This is a genomic window from Bacillus sp. AR8-1 (assembly GCF_008042345.1).
Classification (GTDB): domain Bacteria; phylum Bacillota; class Bacilli; order Bacillales; family Bacillaceae_G; genus Bacillus_A; species Bacillus_A cereus.
In genome coordinates this window covers 35,118-50,854 of record NZ_QNUB01000002.1, presented here as the reverse complement: position 1 = coordinate 50,854, position 15,737 = coordinate 35,118, and the positions used below count along the sequence as shown (strand labels likewise).

Sequence of the window (15,737 nt, the reverse complement as noted above, 5' to 3'; positions counted from 1 at the left end):
TATTACGCACCTAACATATCTTGAATGTCTGACTTTAATACGTCAGCTTTCGGACCATATACCGCTTGTACACCTTTATCTTTTACAATAAGCCCTAGAGCACCATTTTGTTTCCACTGTGCTTCTGGTGCAACAACATCTAAATCTTTTACTGTTACACGTAAGCGCGTCATACAAGCATCTACGTCAGCAATATTTTCTTTTCCACCTAATAAATCGATAACTTTTGTTGCTAATGAACCGTCTTGTACATTTCCTGTTCCTTCTGATGCCTCATCTTCATTATCAATATAGTTACCTGCACGCCCTGGTGTTGGTAAGTTGAATTTTTTAATTAAGAAATTAAATAGTGTAAAGTTAAGACCGAAGAACACTAATGAAACAATAACAAAGTTGATTAAGTCTCTTGTTAAACCTGCGTTAACCATCATTGGTGTACGAGTAATTAACTCAATAAATCCAAATGCATGAACACGTAAGTTAATTAAATCAGCTAGCGCGAATGCAAGTCCTGTTGTAATAGCATATACAACATATAATACTGGAGCAATAAACATGAACATGAATTCAATTGGTTCTGTTACACCTGTTAAGAATACTGCTAATGCTGCTGATAAAAACATTGGTTTATATTTTGCACGCTTTTCTTTATCAACGTTACGGAACATCGCAAATGCAATCCCCATTAACGCTGCTGTTGAGCCGATAACTTGTCCAGCTTTGAAACGAGCTGGTACAACGTTATTTAATAAATCGTTATATGCCTTCGTATCTCCATTTGCTAGTAAATTATTTAAATCTGTAATCCATGCAAGCCATAATGGATCTTGTCCTGCTACAACTTGTCCAACTTTTGAACCAGTTAGCATCGTATATGTTCCGCCTAGCTCTGTATAGTTCATCGGAATCGTTAACATATGGTGTAAACCAAATGGTAATAATAAACGCTCTAACGTTCCATATACAAACGGTGCAACAACTGGTGCACTATCTTTTGAAGCTGCAATCCAGCGACCAAATTCATTTAACCCACTTTGGATGAATGGCCATAGAAGTGATAATACAATCGCAGTAACTGTAGACCAAAGAATTACAACGAATGGTACAAATCGTTTTCCATTAAAGAATGCTAATGCCTGTGGCAGTTTATTATAGTTATAATATTTGTTATATAAAGTAGCTCCTAAGAAACCTGTGATAATCCCTACGAAAACTCCCATGTTTAATGCTGGTGCACCAAGTACAGAAGTAAAGTAATCTTTTACAAGTAAATCTCCTGCTATTACTGAAGAAACTGTCGCTTTTGAATCCGCTAACATTTGAGCGTTTACGCCAAATATAGCTCCTGTAATTCGGTTTGTTAAGACGAATGCTAATAGCGCTGCAAATGCACCACCTGCACGATCCTTCGCCCAAGATCCCCCAATTGCTACTGCGAATAAGATGTGTAGATTTGTAATGATTGCCCAACCGATGTCTTCCATTACGCGAGCAATTGTATGAACTGCGTTAACATCCCCAGCAGACATACCAATTAACTTACCGATGGAAATCATTAAACCAGCTGCTGGCATTACGGCTACAACAACTAATAACGCTTTCCCGAACTTTTGCCAAAAATCAAAAGACGTAATTTTCATCTGTTCTTCCTCCCCTTTATTTATAACAACATAATGATTTAAATTATAATTTCTGTTCCCTTTATGAAAACGATTCCTTATATTACTTTATTTTTATCTTTGCGCAACCGTTTTCATAAATCTATTTTAATAAAAGCGTTTTCACTTTGCAATAGAAATTTATTTTTTTCATAAAAAAAGATGCTCAAAGAGCATCCTTTTTTATTATGAAATGCGATAAACCCTTGTTTCATAAGGTTTTAAAGCAATTGTTGTTACTTCTTCATGTTCCGCAACTTCATAGTTATTTAAAAGCAAACGTTTGCGTTTTAGTGCAAATGAACCCTCATTATACACAGCTTCCTCTTTTGAGATATTACTAATTACAATGACTTTTTCATCCTGTAACGTACGTGTATATGCATAAATTTGTGGATCTTCTTCTAAAAGTAAATCGTACGTACCATAGTTCAGTACATCGTGCTCTTTTTTCAGAGCAATCATTTTCTTATAGAAATTGAAAATAGACTTTTCTTCATTTTTTTGCTTCTCAACATTAATTTCTTTGTAATTTGGATTCATGCTAAACCAAGGTGTACTCGTTGTGAAACCAGCATTCATCTCATCATTCCACTGCATAGGTGTACGGGAATTATCGCGGCAAGAAGCCCATATAATCTCCATCATATCTTGATGTGGTACGCCCTCTGCAATTTTCTCGCGATATAAATTTTTAATTGCTACATCATCGTAATCTTCAATATTTGGCAACTGAACATTTGTCATACCAATTTCTTGTCCTTGATAAATAAACGGTGTACCGTGCATAAAGAAATACATCGCTCCTAGAGCTGTTGCACTTTCACGCCAATATTGTTTGTCATCTCCCCATGTTGAAACGATACGTGGTTTATCATGATTCTCAATATATAAAGCGTTCCATCCTTTATTTTCCAATCCTTTTTGCCATTTCGTTAATACTTTTTTCAATCCTACAACATCAAGGTCTTTCTTCTTCTCTGCATCCCATAAACTTAAATGTTCAAACTGGAATACCATATTGAACTTACCTTGCTCTTCTCCAACCCAAAGCTCAGCATCTTCAATCTTAACGCCATTTGCTTCACCAACAGTCATAATATCGTACTTAGAGAATGTATTTTCTTTTAGCTCTTCTAATAAAGGTTGAATACCTTTCACATTCATATGTTTATCAAAAGATGGCACATATTTTAACTCTTTTGGATTTGGCATATCCTTAAAGCCTTCTTCTTTTTTAATATGACTGATCGCATCAACGCGGAAACCATCAATACCTTTATCAAGCCACCAATTAACCGTATCATATAGTACTTCGCGAACTTCTTTATTCTCCCAGTTCAAATCTGGTTGTTTACGTGAGAATAGATGTAAATAATATTGTTCTGTTTCTTCATCATATTCCCATGCCGAACCATTAAAAATACTTTCCCAGTTGTTTGGCTCCGCACCATCTTTACCATCATGCCAAATATACCAATCACGCTTCGGATTATCTTTAGATGAACGTGATTCAATAAACCATGGATGTTCATCACTCGTATGATTAATAACTAAATCAATAATTAGCTTCATATCACGCTTATGAACTTCATCTAGTAAAGCATCAAAGTCTGCCATTGTACCAAACTCATCCATAATATCTTGATAATCACTAATATCATAACCATTATCATCATTAGGCGATTTATACATTGGACAAATCCAAATTACATCTATACCTAAATCTTTTAAATAATCCAGTTTTGCAATAATACCTTGTAAATCTCCAATACCATCACCATTTGAATCCATAAAGCTTCGTGGATAAATTTGATAAGCAACCGCTTCTTTCCACCATGTCTTATTCATAGTCATTCTCTCCTTTTGCATCCCATCGGAATTTTATGCAAACGTTTTCGTAACACTATCATAACAAAATATGAACAGTTTGCAACTGTTTTCATTGAACTCTATGTAGATTCTTTATTCTTATGCTTTATTTATTTCTCACAAAGGTAAATCTCATTCTTCACCTCTTCTTGAAACTGGTAGCCCCTCTCTCTTTATAGAAGAAGTTCCTTATATAAAGGCTGTTGAATTTTTTAATGGCGGTAACATCCCTGAAAATTTCAAGCGCTCTGGTTCCTATATCTATAAACCTATTCCCCTTAAAGGCATTCAAATCATGCAATACTTTCTTTCTCATGCACCAAATAAAGATGCTAGTATTTGGCATCAATCGCTCATAGGTGCTGTTGAAAATATTTCGCCGAATAAAACGGCTTATTTTCATCGTAAAGCAATTATTGCTCAAGAATACATTACCTCTTGGAAATGCGATGATGAAGAAAATCGAAATATACGCTGGGTTAAAGTTTTACGAGAAAGCTTAGATCCTTATACACTAGGTGACTATGTGAACTGGCCCGATATCGACATTAAAAATTGGCAAACTAGTTATTATGGCTCTAACTTTCGCAGATTACGTAAAGTAAAAACCATGTATGATCCTTGTGATGTTTTTCATTTCCAACAAAGTATTCCTCCTTTTCATACATGAAAAAAGGGATAACATAAAAAAATCATCCAATATACCGTTACCTCGCAGTATGTTGGATGATTCAAGTTGATTTTCTATATCGTTTCAAATTCTTGCTCCTACTCATAAACTTTTACTTACAGATTAATTGTATTTCGTATCATTTTCATGCAATGAATGTAATTTAATATTTGGTACTTTATCTTTTTCAATACCTCTATTATAAGAAACAGGAACTTGAAATTCGAATTGCTTTGTCTCATGTTTTTGTAAATAGACTGGTTTTGGTACTGGATAGCTTTTTGAATTCTCGTTTGCATTATCATATAAAACAACTTTTAATGCTTGTGAATGATTACGATAATTTTTTAAAGTAACAATGCACTTCGGTTGGATATTCTCTCCATTTTTCTCCATTCTACACTGGCTATCTTCTTTTTTATATTCTATTGCTTCTACCCCTGTTTTTCCTGCGTAGTACCATGTTTTATTCAATGTCTGGAGGATTGTATTTAAAATAAACGGCATCATTACAATCAAAATACTAATGCCTACTACTTTTATCTTATTCGTTTTTCTAAATGTACTAGACTCCTTTTTTCCTAGCCATTTTAAAAATAATATAAATGCAATTACATGTAGTATGAAAGAAACAATCAATATATTTGAGACTTTATAATCCATATAAACATACGTATGTATCGGAACCTTATAGACATTGAATAGTTTTTCCCCAATTAATTCATTATCATTTGGAATTTTTAATAATAACAAAACCCCTATACTGTAACAAATAGCTACTAATCGATCATACTCAATACGAATCATTCTTTCTCCCCTTCACTTTGTATTTTATTATCGATTTTAGCTATTATTACCATACTATACAATCTTTTTATAGAGGATAACGTAAAAAAGTTCCTTATAAATATATAAAGAACCTTATTAATATACACTATGAATTAAAAAATCAATATACAATTTTCACATAGAGATTTCTTCAAAATATGTTGGATCATGTATTGTAATTTTTTTATCTAAAATTGTAACAATGCTATCATTTTTTAATTGTTTTAATACGCTGCTAACTGTCTCTCGAGATGTTCCAGATATTTTGGATATTTCAATTGTTGTAAGTGGACATGAAATTACAATCTTTTCTCCACTCTGTTCTCCTAAATCCTGCATTAAATAATTTAACGTTTGGATAACACGATCTTGTGCATTAGGAATTGTAATATTTTGCACTCGATTTTCGTTCAATTTTAATATAGATGATAATTGCTGAACAACGTACATTAATTGCGTTCTGCTGGACTTTACCATATCTTCAAAGATTACCGTTGGAATATAATATACCTCCACATCCGTCATTGCTTCTGCTGTATAGTTATATCCTCTGTCTGTAAACATACCACCATAAGGAAAAATAGAATACCGCTTTACATAGTCATCGTATAATAAGTTCCCATTTTGATTAACCCGCTCTAACTTTACAAAACCATCTAACATGAAGTAAATTCTTTCCCTTGAATCCCCTTCTAAAAATAAAAATTGACCTTTTTTATAAGTTCGCCAATAAACAAACTCTGTTAAGCCTTTCAATTTTTTTTCTGTTAAATGAGCAAATAATTCGAACTGCTTTAAGTCTTTCACTACGTTCCGTCTATTCATAAAATTCCCTCTCTTTTGCTGTATGTTGGAGCGAAAAATCAAGAAAGCGTATTCAATTTGAATTTTACCATAATTAACTTGTATATTCAGATTTCATCATGAAAACTTTATGAACAATGAATACAAAAATATTAATAAATAAAAAGAATGAAGTTACTAACTCCATTCTTTTTTTACTAATAAGTAGCGTACATAATAATTTAAACATACATGCATACATTCTGTTTTGAAATAATAGTACCGGCTTTTTCTTCTAGTGCTTCATATACTTTTTCTAAAGACGTAATAATTGTTTTTCTTTTTGGATTTGTATTAACAAAATTAATAGCAGCTTCAATTTTCGGAAGCATGCTTCCCGCAGCAAATTGTTGTTCTTCAATATATTCTTCTAATTGATTCACTGTGACATGCTCTAATTTTTTTTGATTCGGTTGATTATAATTTACATACACATGATCAACTGCAGTTAAAATAACGAGCGTATCGGCATCTACTAATTCTGCTAATTTCTGTGCAGCGAAATCTTTATCGATAACCGCTTCAGTTCCTTTTAGCCCTTCTTCGGAATCAATTACTGGAATTCCACCTCCGCCAACAGCTATCACTATATTTCCATCTTCGACCAAAGAATTAATCACTTTATGTTCATGAATACTTACAGGCTTCGGTGATGGAACAACACGTCTCCATCCTCTACCAGCATCTTCTTTAAACACTGCTTTTGTTTCATCCATTAATCTTCTGGCCTCTTCTTCTGTATAAAAAGGACCGATTGGTTTAGTTGGATTTTTAAATGCCTCATCTTTTTTATCCACAACAACGCGTGTTATAACCGTTGCTACGTCTTTTTTTATATTCCGTTTTTTCAATGCCTTTTCAATCGCATTTTCCATCCAATATCCAATCATTCCTTGGCTCATTGCCCCACAAGTATCTAATGGCATTGCAGGTGTCTTTTCCGTTTCTGCAGCTTTTTGCTGTAATAAAATATTCCCCACTTGTGGGCCATTTCCATGCGCAATTACTATATCCACATCATTTTCCATTATTTTCACAAGTTGTTCTGCCGTTTTTTCCAACGCTTCTTGCTGCGCTCCCGCAGTAGCTTCTCCAGACTGTATCGCATTTCCCCCTAGTGCAACTACAATTTTTCTTCGTGCCATATTCCAGCCCTCCAGTTGATTTCGCTTTCACAGCGCTTTATAAAGTAATACTGCCTGTAATTAATCCATAAATCGCAAAGAATGCTAAAGCACCAATTGCTACGGATGATGCTAATTCCACTCGAGTAAATATTTGCTTCGAACTCTTTTGCTTTTGAACATTGTAAAAAATAAAAATACCTGGCGCATATAAAGTCATTGTTAATAATAAATACTCTAAACCAGCTGCATAAACTAGCCACACGCCATAAATACTGGCTATCAAGCCAATTATTATATTTTTATTTCGATCTGCTTCTTCAGACTTTAAGCTATGCTTCAGTTGATAAAACGCTGAAAAAGCATATGGGATTAAAATAGCTGAAGATGCTAAAGAGAATGCAAAGTTATACGCCTGATCAGAAACGACGAATGTTAACAAGAACATTTGTATTAAACCATTTGTTATCCATAATGAATTTACTGGAGCCTTATTTTTATTTTCTTTTGCAAACCATTTTGGAAATACTCCATCTTTAGCCGCTAAATATGGAATTTCAGAAGCGAGCAAAGTCCAACCTAACCAAGCACCTAATACAGAGATGACCAAACCTAAATTAATAAAGATAGCACCCCATTTTCCAACAACACTTTCAAATAAATAAGCCATAGCCGGATTTTTCAAACCTGCAATATCTGCTTGCTGCATAAGTCCAAGAGACAATAATGTGATTAAAATATAAATGATGAGTGTACCAATTAAGCCAATAACGGTTGCTTTCCCTACATCACTTCTATTTTTTGCTCGACTGGATAAAACAACAGCCCCTTCTACCCCAATAAATACCCATAAAGTTACAAGCATTGTACTTTTAACTTGGCTGCCAACTGCTCCCCATGAAAAAGAACCAGCTTGCCCCCAAAATCCATCTAAGAACGTATCAATATGAAACGCGAAGATTCCTATGACAATAAATACAAATACAGGTACTAATTTTGCGATTGTAGTTACTAAATTCACAAGGGCTGCTGATTGAACTCCACGTAAAATTAACATGTGAACACACCATAATAATACGCTTGCACCAATAATGGACGCTACATTTTGCCCGCCTTCAAAGATCGGGAAGAAATATCCTAATGAAGAAAACAATAATGTACCGTAAGCTACATTCCCAAGCCAAGCAGATAGCCAGTATCCCCACGCACTATTAAATCCCATGAAATTACCAAATCCTGCTTTTGCATAGCTAAAAATACCACCATCTAAATCTGGTCGTTTTACAGTTAGATTTTGAAAAGATAATCCAAGTGCAATCATCCCAATTCCTGTTATAACCCAGCCAATAATAATGGCTCCAGCACCAGCACCTTTTGCCATATCACTCGCTAAATTAAAGGCTCCACCGCCAATCATAGACCCAACTACAAGAGCCGTTAGTGTAAACAACCCTAATTTCTTATCTTCACCCATTCCACTCACCTCTCTTAAATTGCAATAACAATACAAAAGCAATAGTGAATGATAGTGTCTAAAGGAGGAGAAAGAAGAAAGGAAGACTCCCTTTCTTCTTTACTCCATGTTTCCTAAAGTAGCTGCCATAACCGCTTTAATTGTATGCATTCTATTTTCAGCTTGATCAAATACTTTTGAATGTTTACTGCGGAATACTTCGTCAGTTACCTCCATTTCTTTCAACCCATATTTCTCATAAACTTCTTCGCCATACATCGTTTCAACACCATGAAATGCAGGTAAACAATGTAAGAAAATCACGTTTTCATTCCCTGTTTCTTTAATCATTTTCATATTTACTTGATAAGGTTTCAATAGCTCGACACGTTCAGCAAATTTTTCTTCTTCCCCCATAGACACCCATACATCTGTATAAATTACATCTGCATTCGCAACAGCTTCTTCCACATTACTTGTTATCATTACCTGTTCATTATATTTTTTTGCTAAATCAATTACTTCTTGTGCAGGCCATAAAGATTCCGGTGTACAAATACGTACATCCATTCCAACGATTGCTCCACCAACTAGTAAGCTATTAGCAACATTATTTCGTCCATCGCCAACGTAAACGAGCTTCACATTTTTCAATTTCCCTATATGTTCTCTAATTGTTAATAAATCTGCTAGTGTTTGTGTTGGATGCCACATATCTGTTAATCCATTCCAAACCGGCACACCAGAATTTTGTGCTAAAGATTCTACGGTTTCATGATTAAATCCACGAAACTCAATTCCGTCAAACATACGCCCTAACACTTTTGCTGTATCCTCTACAGATTCTTTTTTCCCAAGTTGAATATCACCTTTCCCTAAATATTCAGGATTTGCTCCTAAATCTGTACATGCTACTGTAAATGCACAACGTGTACGAGTAGAAGTTTTTTCAAATAAGAGCGCTACATTTTTACCTTCTAAATAATGATGCGGAATACCATTTTTCTTTTTCTCTTTTAATTCTGCTGCCAAATCTAGAAAATATAATAATTCTTCTTGTGTAAAATCTTTTTCTGCTAGAAAGCTTCTTCCTTTTAAATTTGGTCTAGTCATTAACATAATTCATCCCTACTTTCTCCGTTATTTATACTAAATATCTTTACGAACAATTGGCATACTCATGCAACGTGGACCCCCACGACCACGAGATAATTCCGAACTTAGAACCTCAATCACTTCTATACCGTGTTCCCGTAATAACGTATTAGATACATAGTTGCGATCATATGTAACAACTACACCTGGCGCGATTGCTAATGTGTTCGAGCCATCATTCCATTGTTCACGAGCAGAAGCAATTACATCTCCTCCTCCACATGGAATAAGAACTAATTCACTTAAGCCTAATACCTCTTTTAATGCTTCCATTAAAGAAGTACGATGTGTAATTTTAAGAGTTTCCTCATCTGATCCTTTTTCTAAAATATAAATATTCATATTCCCTTTTGGCCCTTGAATGGCTGGGTGAATTGTAAACTTGTCATAATCAACCATTGTAAATACTGTATCTAAATGCATAAATGCTCGACATTTTGGAATTTCTATTGCTAACACTTTCTTAATTTTATTTTGTCGGCTAAAGAGATTTTTAGCTAAACGTTCAATTGCTTTAGCTGAAGTACGAGCAGATACTCCAATCGCAATTGTTTCTTCATTTAAAATTAGCTCGTCGCCACCTTCAATTGGAAATTTATAATCACGATCTAACCAGATTGGTACATTATGTTTTGCAAATCTTGGATGATATTTAATGATGTACTCCATGAATAATGATTCACGTCTACGCGCTGGTTCTCTCATCTTATTTATCGTTAAGCCATCGCCCACGCTAGCTGCTGGATCACGAGTAAAATATAAATTAGGCATTGGATCTAAGTAAAACGGATAGTGATCTTCCATTAATTCATATAAATGTGTCTTCTTACTTGTTTCAATTTCGTTTTTCCGTACACCGCCCATAATTTTTTGAATTAATTCTTCATTTGAAAAGGAAAGTAAATATTCTTTTAAAGTTTGATGTGCAACATTTACGTCGGCCTGTCCTTCTTTTAAAATACGATCAACAAATTCTTCTCGAAGTTTTTTATCTACTAACGCCTCAGCGGCTAGTTTTTCTAAATAAAGAACTTCAACACCCCGATTGCGTAACGTTTGTGCAAAATAATCATGCTCTTTTTGAATAATTGGTAAGTATGGAATATCGTCAAATAATAATTGCTGCAAATAATCTGGCGTCAAGTTTTCCACTTCTTTACCCGGTCGTTTTAATAAAACCGTTTGTAATTCCCCAATTTCTGAAGTAACATGTATCGGATGTTTCATTTGTTGTACCTCCTTTTAAATATGTTTGATGTCTTACAAGTACATAATAAATGCTCTGCACTTTCATCTTTGTGAAAGTATCCACATTATCATTGTGAAATATTAAACAAGTTATTTTTTTAAAATCATACGAATATGTATTTTTATAACAAACTATCTCGCTTTCTCAATAAAAAATACATATATTACGCATATATGTTGAATATTTAACTTCCGTATTTAAACAAAAATCCTGTTTTTAATTTTATTAAAAACAGGATTTTTGCATCTAAATAATTAAATTTAATCTTTCTTCTATAATCTCCCTATCTGATTTCGACTGTGAAATTATAAGGCATGTATCATTTCCGCATATACATCCTATTTTTTCTTTCCAATCTAACTCATCAAATAAAACACCAATAACATGTGCATTACCAGGTAATGTTTTAATAACCATTAATTGATCTACACAATCAATTTTCACAACCACTTCTCGTAATTTTTTCTTTAACTTTATATCAGTTTGTACATGCTCTTCTGAGAAAACTTTATATATCATTAATCCTTCTTGAGAAGGTACCTTCGTTAAGTTTAACTCACGAATATCGCGAGAAACCGTAGCTTGTGTTACTAATACATCTTTTTTTGCTAACAATTCTACTAATCTTTCTTGCTTATCTATTTCATACTCCTTTACAAATTGTTTAATTAACCGTTGTCTTTTTTCTTTTTTCATAAAAGACACCCCTTTTAATATTATAGCTCGCTATAATTTTCATCCGAAAGGGACAGAAAAGAATGTTGCGGAAACGTTCATAGTTTAACTGTAAATATTAAATCAAGCTAAATAAAAAAGAGAAGAACAGCATTCTGTTCTTCCTTTCACATTGAAAATCGTTCAATTGTTTGTTTCAAATCAGTTGCTTGCTTCTCTAAATCTTTTAATAATTGATCGATTACTATCATATTTTTAGACTGTTGTAGCGTCACACGCGCCACTTCTTGCGAACCAGCTGACGTTTCTTCAGCAATTGCTGCTACAGCTTTTGTTTGTGCTCCTGTTTGATGAATGTGGCTCACTTGTTCATTCATATAACTACTAATTTGCTGAGTTGCATCGGCTACTTCCATAACACTTGATGACATTTCTTTTAAAATTAATTCCGTAGCTTCCCCACGTTTCGCCTCTTCTTTAGCTATTTTCACTTGTTCTGTCATTTTCATTGCAACTTGTTGTACTTCATCTTGCATATTCCGTAATAACTGCGATATGTTTCTTGCAGAATGATCACTTTCATCAGCAAGTTTACGTACTTCTTCCGCAACAACCGCAAAGCCTCTTCCATGCTCTCCTGCGCGAGCTGCCTCAATAGAAGCATTTAGTGCTAATAAATTCGTTTGGCTAGCAATCGCACTCACAACAGACACAATATGTTCTACTTGTTTCATTCGTTCTTCTAACTTCTGTACATTTTGCATTGAATCTTCATTTTCTTTTGCCAATGTTTGAATACCTTGAATTAAAGACGTAAAGACACGAGTACTATGCCCTAAAGCTTCAACCATTTCTGAAGACAATGTATCAGACTGCTTCGCTTTTTCTTCTACTTCACTTGCAATAGAAGTCGTTGTATCAACAGCAGAAACAATTGCTTGAATTGATGCCGCTGATTGCTCAGCACCTGAAGAAATCTCTGCAAGTGTCTCAGATACACCTTGCGCTTGTCTCGTTGCTTCGCCTGTTTGTTTTCTAATCTGCTGTACTTGATTATTTGTATACGAAAATGTTGTATCAATATTTTTTACCATGCCCCTTAAGTTTCCTAACATCATATTAAATGCAACACTTAAAGATTTAATTTCATCATCTGTCTTCGGTAATGGAACATCTTCACGAATATCACCCTCAGCTGCTTTTCTTGCCGCCTCTTCTAACTTGCGAAGCGGTTTAATTAAAAATACGGCTGCTCCATATGCTAAAATTCCAGACCATACTACCCCTAATAACATAACGATAATATTATATACAGTTTGACTTACATAACTTTGAAAATAATCGTATATCACGTAAATAAAAAAGATACTTGTTGAATATGTAATGAAAGCTAAAACTGTAGTGAATAGCATAAGTTGTGTACGTAATCCAAAAGAAAATGTTTTCCTTTCTTTTTCCATCTTCCTTTTCCCCCTTTTTATAAGCAATATAAATACTACCTATATATTATTATCCATATTTTCATTATAGAAGGATATAGAGATTTTAAAAATATTATTTCTTTGAATATCAAATTGCACGAAAAAAATAAAGGATTCTGACAATTTATGACTAATAACAGAAATAAGGGGCAACATTTGTAAAATATATTTTTAACTGGGGGTTTTGTATGATTCAAGTTCGAAATCTAGTAAAATCATTCGGTTCACTTGATGTGTTAAAAGGAATTGATTTAGAAGTAAAAGAAAAAGAAGTTGTTGTTTTAATTGGTGCCAGTGGTTCTGGTAAAAGTACATTACTTCGCTGTCTTAACTTTTTAGAAATGTACGATGAAGGCGAAATTCACTTACAAGGTGAGCGAATTGATCCAAAGCATTCAAATTTAAATAAAGTCCGTGAAAATGTCGGTATGGTTTTTCAACACTTTAACCTCTTTCCTCATATGACCTCACTAGAAAACATCATAGAAGCACCTATTCACGTAAAAAAATTAGAGAAAGCAAATGCAAAGGATATTGGAACTCAACTTCTCCAAAAAGTCGGCCTTCAAGATAAAGCGGATGTAACTCCTCATCTTCTTTCAGGTGGTCAAAAACAGCGCATTGCCATTGCACGAGCTCTTGCAATGAGCCCTAAGATTATGCTATTTGATGAGCCTACCTCAGCTTTAGACCCTGAACTTGTTGGAGAAGTATTGCAAGTTATGAAAGAACTTGCTGAAGAAGGGATGACAATGGTTATTGTTACTCATGAAATGAATTTTGCAAGAGATGTAGCTGATCGCGTCATCTTTATGGATGATGGAAAGATTGTAGAAGATGCTCCGCCAGCACAATTCTTTTCAGCTCCATCACATGAACGGGCAAAACAATTTTTACGCAACGTTTTATAATGTAACTTTTGTTTCGAACGAAAAACAATACATTCATACGGTGCACAACTAATCATCCAAATAAAATATTTCAATAACATACTAAAAAACCATCCGTATGATCAATATATAGGAGGGGTTTTATGAAAAGAAAACTATTAACCATTGTTGCGAGCATTACACTATGTACATCTTTCATACTAGGAGCTTGTAGCAAAGAAAGCTCTACTACTTCAACAAATGGTGAAAAAGAATTTCGCTATGCGATGAGTGGATTATACAAACCTTTTAACTATAAAGAAAATGACGGCAAACTTGTCGGTTTTGATGTAGAAATCGGTGAAGCTCTTGCTAAAAAGATGAACATGAAGGCTACGCCAGTTACAAACCCATGGGAAACGCTGATTCAAGGTCTTCAAGCGAAGAAATATGATGTAATACTGGGTAGTATGGCAATTACAGAGGAGCGCTTAAAAGCTGTTAGTTTCTCAAATCCGTACTATCGCTCTGGCGCCCAAATTTTTGTAGCTAAAAAGAATAACGCTATCTCTTCTCCAGAAGATTTAAAAGGTAAGAAAATTGGTGTTGTAAAAGCTAGTACCTTTAAAAATCTTGTTGCAAAATATACAGATCAAATCACAGAATATGACAGCGATATTACTGCTCTTATGGATTTAGAGCCTGGGCGTGTTGATGCAGTAATTACGGATCAAATGGTTGGTCTACGTATGATAAAAGAAGGAAAATCGAATATAAAAGAAGCCGGAAAACCATTAAATCTTGATGAAATGGGAATTGCTATTCGCAAAGATGATAAAGAAATGGTTGAGAAAGTAAATAAAGCGTTAGATGAAATCATTAAAGATGGTACGTATGAAAAAATCAGTAAAAAATGGTTCGGGCGTAATATTCTCGGTGAAGAGGAAAAAACGAAGTAAGTTAGCCATTCAAAAGTTTCATAAACAGTGCCCCACTGATTAAATTTTCATTTTATGTGGGGCATTTCATTCTCTACTAAAATCTATACAATATGAGGTGAAACGCATGTTTGAAATTTTTATCTCTACCTATCCCACACTCTTAAAGGCTACTATTGTCACATTACAATTAACATTAACCTCCCTAGTACTCGGTTCATTAATTGGATTATTATTTGCTTTCTTTCGAATCTCGAATAACAAAGTTTTAAATAGCATTGCTCATATCTATATTGCTATTATTCGTGGTACACCTTTAATTGTTCAAATCGCTATTCTCTATTTTGGGATTACATCCGTTGTTGTTTTTACCCCTTTTTGGGCAGGAGCAATCGCTTTAGCAATTCATAACGGTGCATATGTTACGGAAATTTTCCGTGGATCTATTCAATCCGTTGACCGGGGACAATTAGAAGCAGCTCGCTCTTTAGGCATGCCTTATCCTTTAGCTATGCGACGAATTATATTACCACAAGCCTTTCGTCTGTCTCTTCCTCCTCTAGGAAACCAATTTATTATCGGATTAAAAGACTCTTCACTTGTTGCTTACGTAGGACTGTCCGAATTATGGGGATCAGGTTTATCAATTGCAGCAGGTAACTTCCAACAATTAGATACTTACATGATTGTTGGTGTATACTACCTCGTAATTGTTCTTCTATTTACTTATTTTGTTAATCTTTTAGAAAAACGATTACAGCGAAAAGAAACAAACTCTGTCCAAGTGAGCAGAAAAAACAAGAAAGAAGTTTCTTTATAGCAAAAAAGCAAGCTCACTAAGAGCTTGCTTTTTTGCTATAAAATACATCTATTTTTACTGATTTACTTTTTTAATACTCTCTTTTTCTTCTATATGTTCCTC

Annotated in this window: 12 protein-coding genes and 3 pseudogenes; 4 read left to right on the top strand and 11 right to left on the bottom strand. The window is 34.1% G+C overall.

Features of this window, described 5'->3' with window-relative positions; all coding sequences use genetic code 11:
- Positions 1 to 2: 2 nt before the first annotated feature.
- A complete protein-coding gene (locus DN400_RS00710; RefSeq protein ID WP_088349477.1) occupies positions 3 to 1,640 on the bottom strand; it encodes a PTS transporter subunit IIBC in 1,638 nt (545 codons plus the stop codon).
- A 204-nt stretch (positions 1,641 to 1,844) separates the two neighbouring features.
- Entirely contained in the window at positions 1,845 to 3,509 is a 1,665-nt protein-coding gene (locus DN400_RS00705) for a glycoside hydrolase family 13 protein (protein WP_053513314.1), read from the bottom strand.
- A 154-nt stretch (positions 3,510 to 3,663) separates the two neighbouring features.
- Between DN400_RS00705 and DN400_RS00700 the strand changes: the two are divergent.
- A pseudogene (locus DN400_RS00700) lies at positions 3,664 to 4,200 on the top strand (BBE domain-containing protein); the annotation flags it as partial.
- 123 nt (positions 4,201 to 4,323) lie between these two features.
- Here DN400_RS00700 and DN400_RS00695 read toward each other — a convergent pair.
- The 9 genes and pseudogenes from DN400_RS00695 to DN400_RS30220 all read right to left on the bottom strand — a co-directional run.
- Positions 4,324 to 5,007, bottom strand: a complete 684-nt coding sequence (locus tag DN400_RS00695) for a hypothetical protein (protein ID WP_000619194.1) — start codon at positions 5,005 to 5,007, stop codon at positions 4,324 to 4,326.
- Positions 5,008 to 5,163: 156 nt separating this feature from the next.
- The gene (locus DN400_RS00690; protein ID WP_001081905.1) at positions 5,164 to 5,853 is read right to left on the bottom strand and encodes a Crp/Fnr family transcriptional regulator; all 690 of its coding nucleotides are present in this window, start codon (positions 5,851 to 5,853) and stop codon (positions 5,164 to 5,166) included.
- A gap of 200 nt (positions 5,854 to 6,053) precedes the next feature.
- Positions 6,054 to 7,016, bottom strand: coding sequence for a carbamate kinase (gene arcC, locus DN400_RS00685; RefSeq protein ID WP_000113948.1), 963 nt, complete (start codon positions 7,014 to 7,016; stop codon positions 6,054 to 6,056).
- A 37-nt stretch (positions 7,017 to 7,053) separates the two neighbouring features.
- Positions 7,054 to 8,469 carry an arginine-ornithine antiporter gene (gene arcD / locus DN400_RS00680; protein WP_065229688.1) on the bottom strand — a complete coding sequence of 472 codons (1,416 nt, stop codon included), beginning with the start codon at positions 8,467 to 8,469 and terminating at the stop codon, positions 7,054 to 7,056.
- Between the two features lie 99 nt (positions 8,470 to 8,568).
- Positions 8,569 to 9,567, bottom strand: coding sequence for an ornithine carbamoyltransferase (gene argF, locus DN400_RS00675; RefSeq protein WP_147801475.1), 999 nt, complete (start codon positions 9,565 to 9,567; stop codon positions 8,569 to 8,571).
- Positions 9,568 to 9,597: 30 nt separating this feature from the next.
- On the bottom strand, positions 9,598 to 10,830 hold the full coding sequence (gene arcA / locus DN400_RS00670) for an arginine deiminase (RefSeq protein ID WP_000682331.1): 1,233 nt from the start codon (positions 10,828 to 10,830) through the stop codon (positions 9,598 to 9,600).
- 268 nt (positions 10,831 to 11,098) lie between these two features.
- Positions 11,099 to 11,548, bottom strand: a complete 450-nt coding sequence (gene argR / locus DN400_RS00665) for an arginine repressor (RefSeq protein ID WP_000711827.1) — start codon at positions 11,546 to 11,548, stop codon at positions 11,099 to 11,101.
- A 146-nt stretch (positions 11,549 to 11,694) separates the two neighbouring features.
- Positions 11,695 to 12,267 (bottom strand): annotated as a pseudogene (locus tag DN400_RS30225) (methyl-accepting chemotaxis protein); the annotation flags it as partial.
- A 369-nt stretch (positions 12,268 to 12,636) separates the two neighbouring features.
- Positions 12,637 to 12,822, bottom strand: a pseudogene (locus DN400_RS30220) (HAMP domain-containing protein); the annotation flags it as partial.
- A 374-nt stretch (positions 12,823 to 13,196) separates the two neighbouring features.
- Between DN400_RS30220 and DN400_RS00655 the strand changes: the two are divergent.
- The 3 genes from DN400_RS00655 to DN400_RS00645 all read left to right on the top strand — a co-directional run bounded on the left by DN400_RS00655 (position 13,197) and on the right by DN400_RS00645 (position 15,635).
- Positions 13,197 to 13,919, top strand: coding sequence for an amino acid ABC transporter ATP-binding protein (locus tag DN400_RS00655; protein WP_000616925.1), 723 nt, complete (start codon positions 13,197 to 13,199; stop codon positions 13,917 to 13,919).
- A 122-nt stretch (positions 13,920 to 14,041) separates the two neighbouring features.
- A complete protein-coding gene (locus DN400_RS00650; RefSeq protein WP_000823768.1) occupies positions 14,042 to 14,836 on the top strand; it encodes an ABC transporter substrate-binding protein in 795 nt (264 codons plus the stop codon).
- 43 nt (positions 14,837 to 14,879) lie between these two features.
- A complete protein-coding gene (locus DN400_RS00645; protein WP_139062908.1) occupies positions 14,880 to 15,635 on the top strand; it encodes an amino acid ABC transporter permease in 756 nt (251 codons plus the stop codon).
- Positions 15,636 to 15,737: the final 102 nt, after the last annotated feature.

Coding starts and splice junctions, on each gene's coding strand:
- DN400_RS00710 (WP_088349477.1), bottom strand. CDS start 1,640: ATGAAAATTACGTCTTTTGATTTTTGGCAAAAGTTCGGGAAAGCGTTA.
- DN400_RS00705 (WP_053513314.1), bottom strand. CDS start 3,509: ATGAATAAGACATGGTGGAAAGAAGCGGTTGCTTATCAAATTTATCCA.
- DN400_RS00695 (WP_000619194.1), bottom strand. CDS start 5,007: ATGATTCGTATTGAGTATGATCGATTAGTAGCTATTTGTTACAGTATA.
- DN400_RS00690 (WP_001081905.1), bottom strand. CDS start 5,853: ATGAATAGACGGAACGTAGTGAAAGACTTAAAGCAGTTCGAATTATTT.
- arcC (WP_000113948.1), bottom strand. CDS start 7,016: ATGGCACGAAGAAAAATTGTAGTTGCACTAGGGGGAAATGCGATACAG.
- arcD (WP_065229688.1), bottom strand. CDS start 8,469: ATGGGTGAAGATAAGAAATTAGGGTTGTTTACACTAACGGCTCTTGTA.
- argF (WP_147801475.1), bottom strand. CDS start 9,567: ATGTTAATGACTAGACCAAATTTAAAAGGAAGAAGCTTTCTAGCAGAA.
- arcA (WP_000682331.1), bottom strand. CDS start 10,830: ATGAAACATCCGATACATGTTACTTCAGAAATTGGGGAATTACAAACG.
- argR (WP_000711827.1), bottom strand. CDS start 11,548: ATGAAAAAAGAAAAAAGACAACGGTTAATTAAACAATTTGTAAAGGAG.
- DN400_RS00655 (WP_000616925.1), top strand. CDS start 13,197: ATGATTCAAGTTCGAAATCTAGTAAAATCATTCGGTTCACTTGATGTG.
- DN400_RS00650 (WP_000823768.1), top strand. CDS start 14,042: ATGAAAAGAAAACTATTAACCATTGTTGCGAGCATTACACTATGTACA.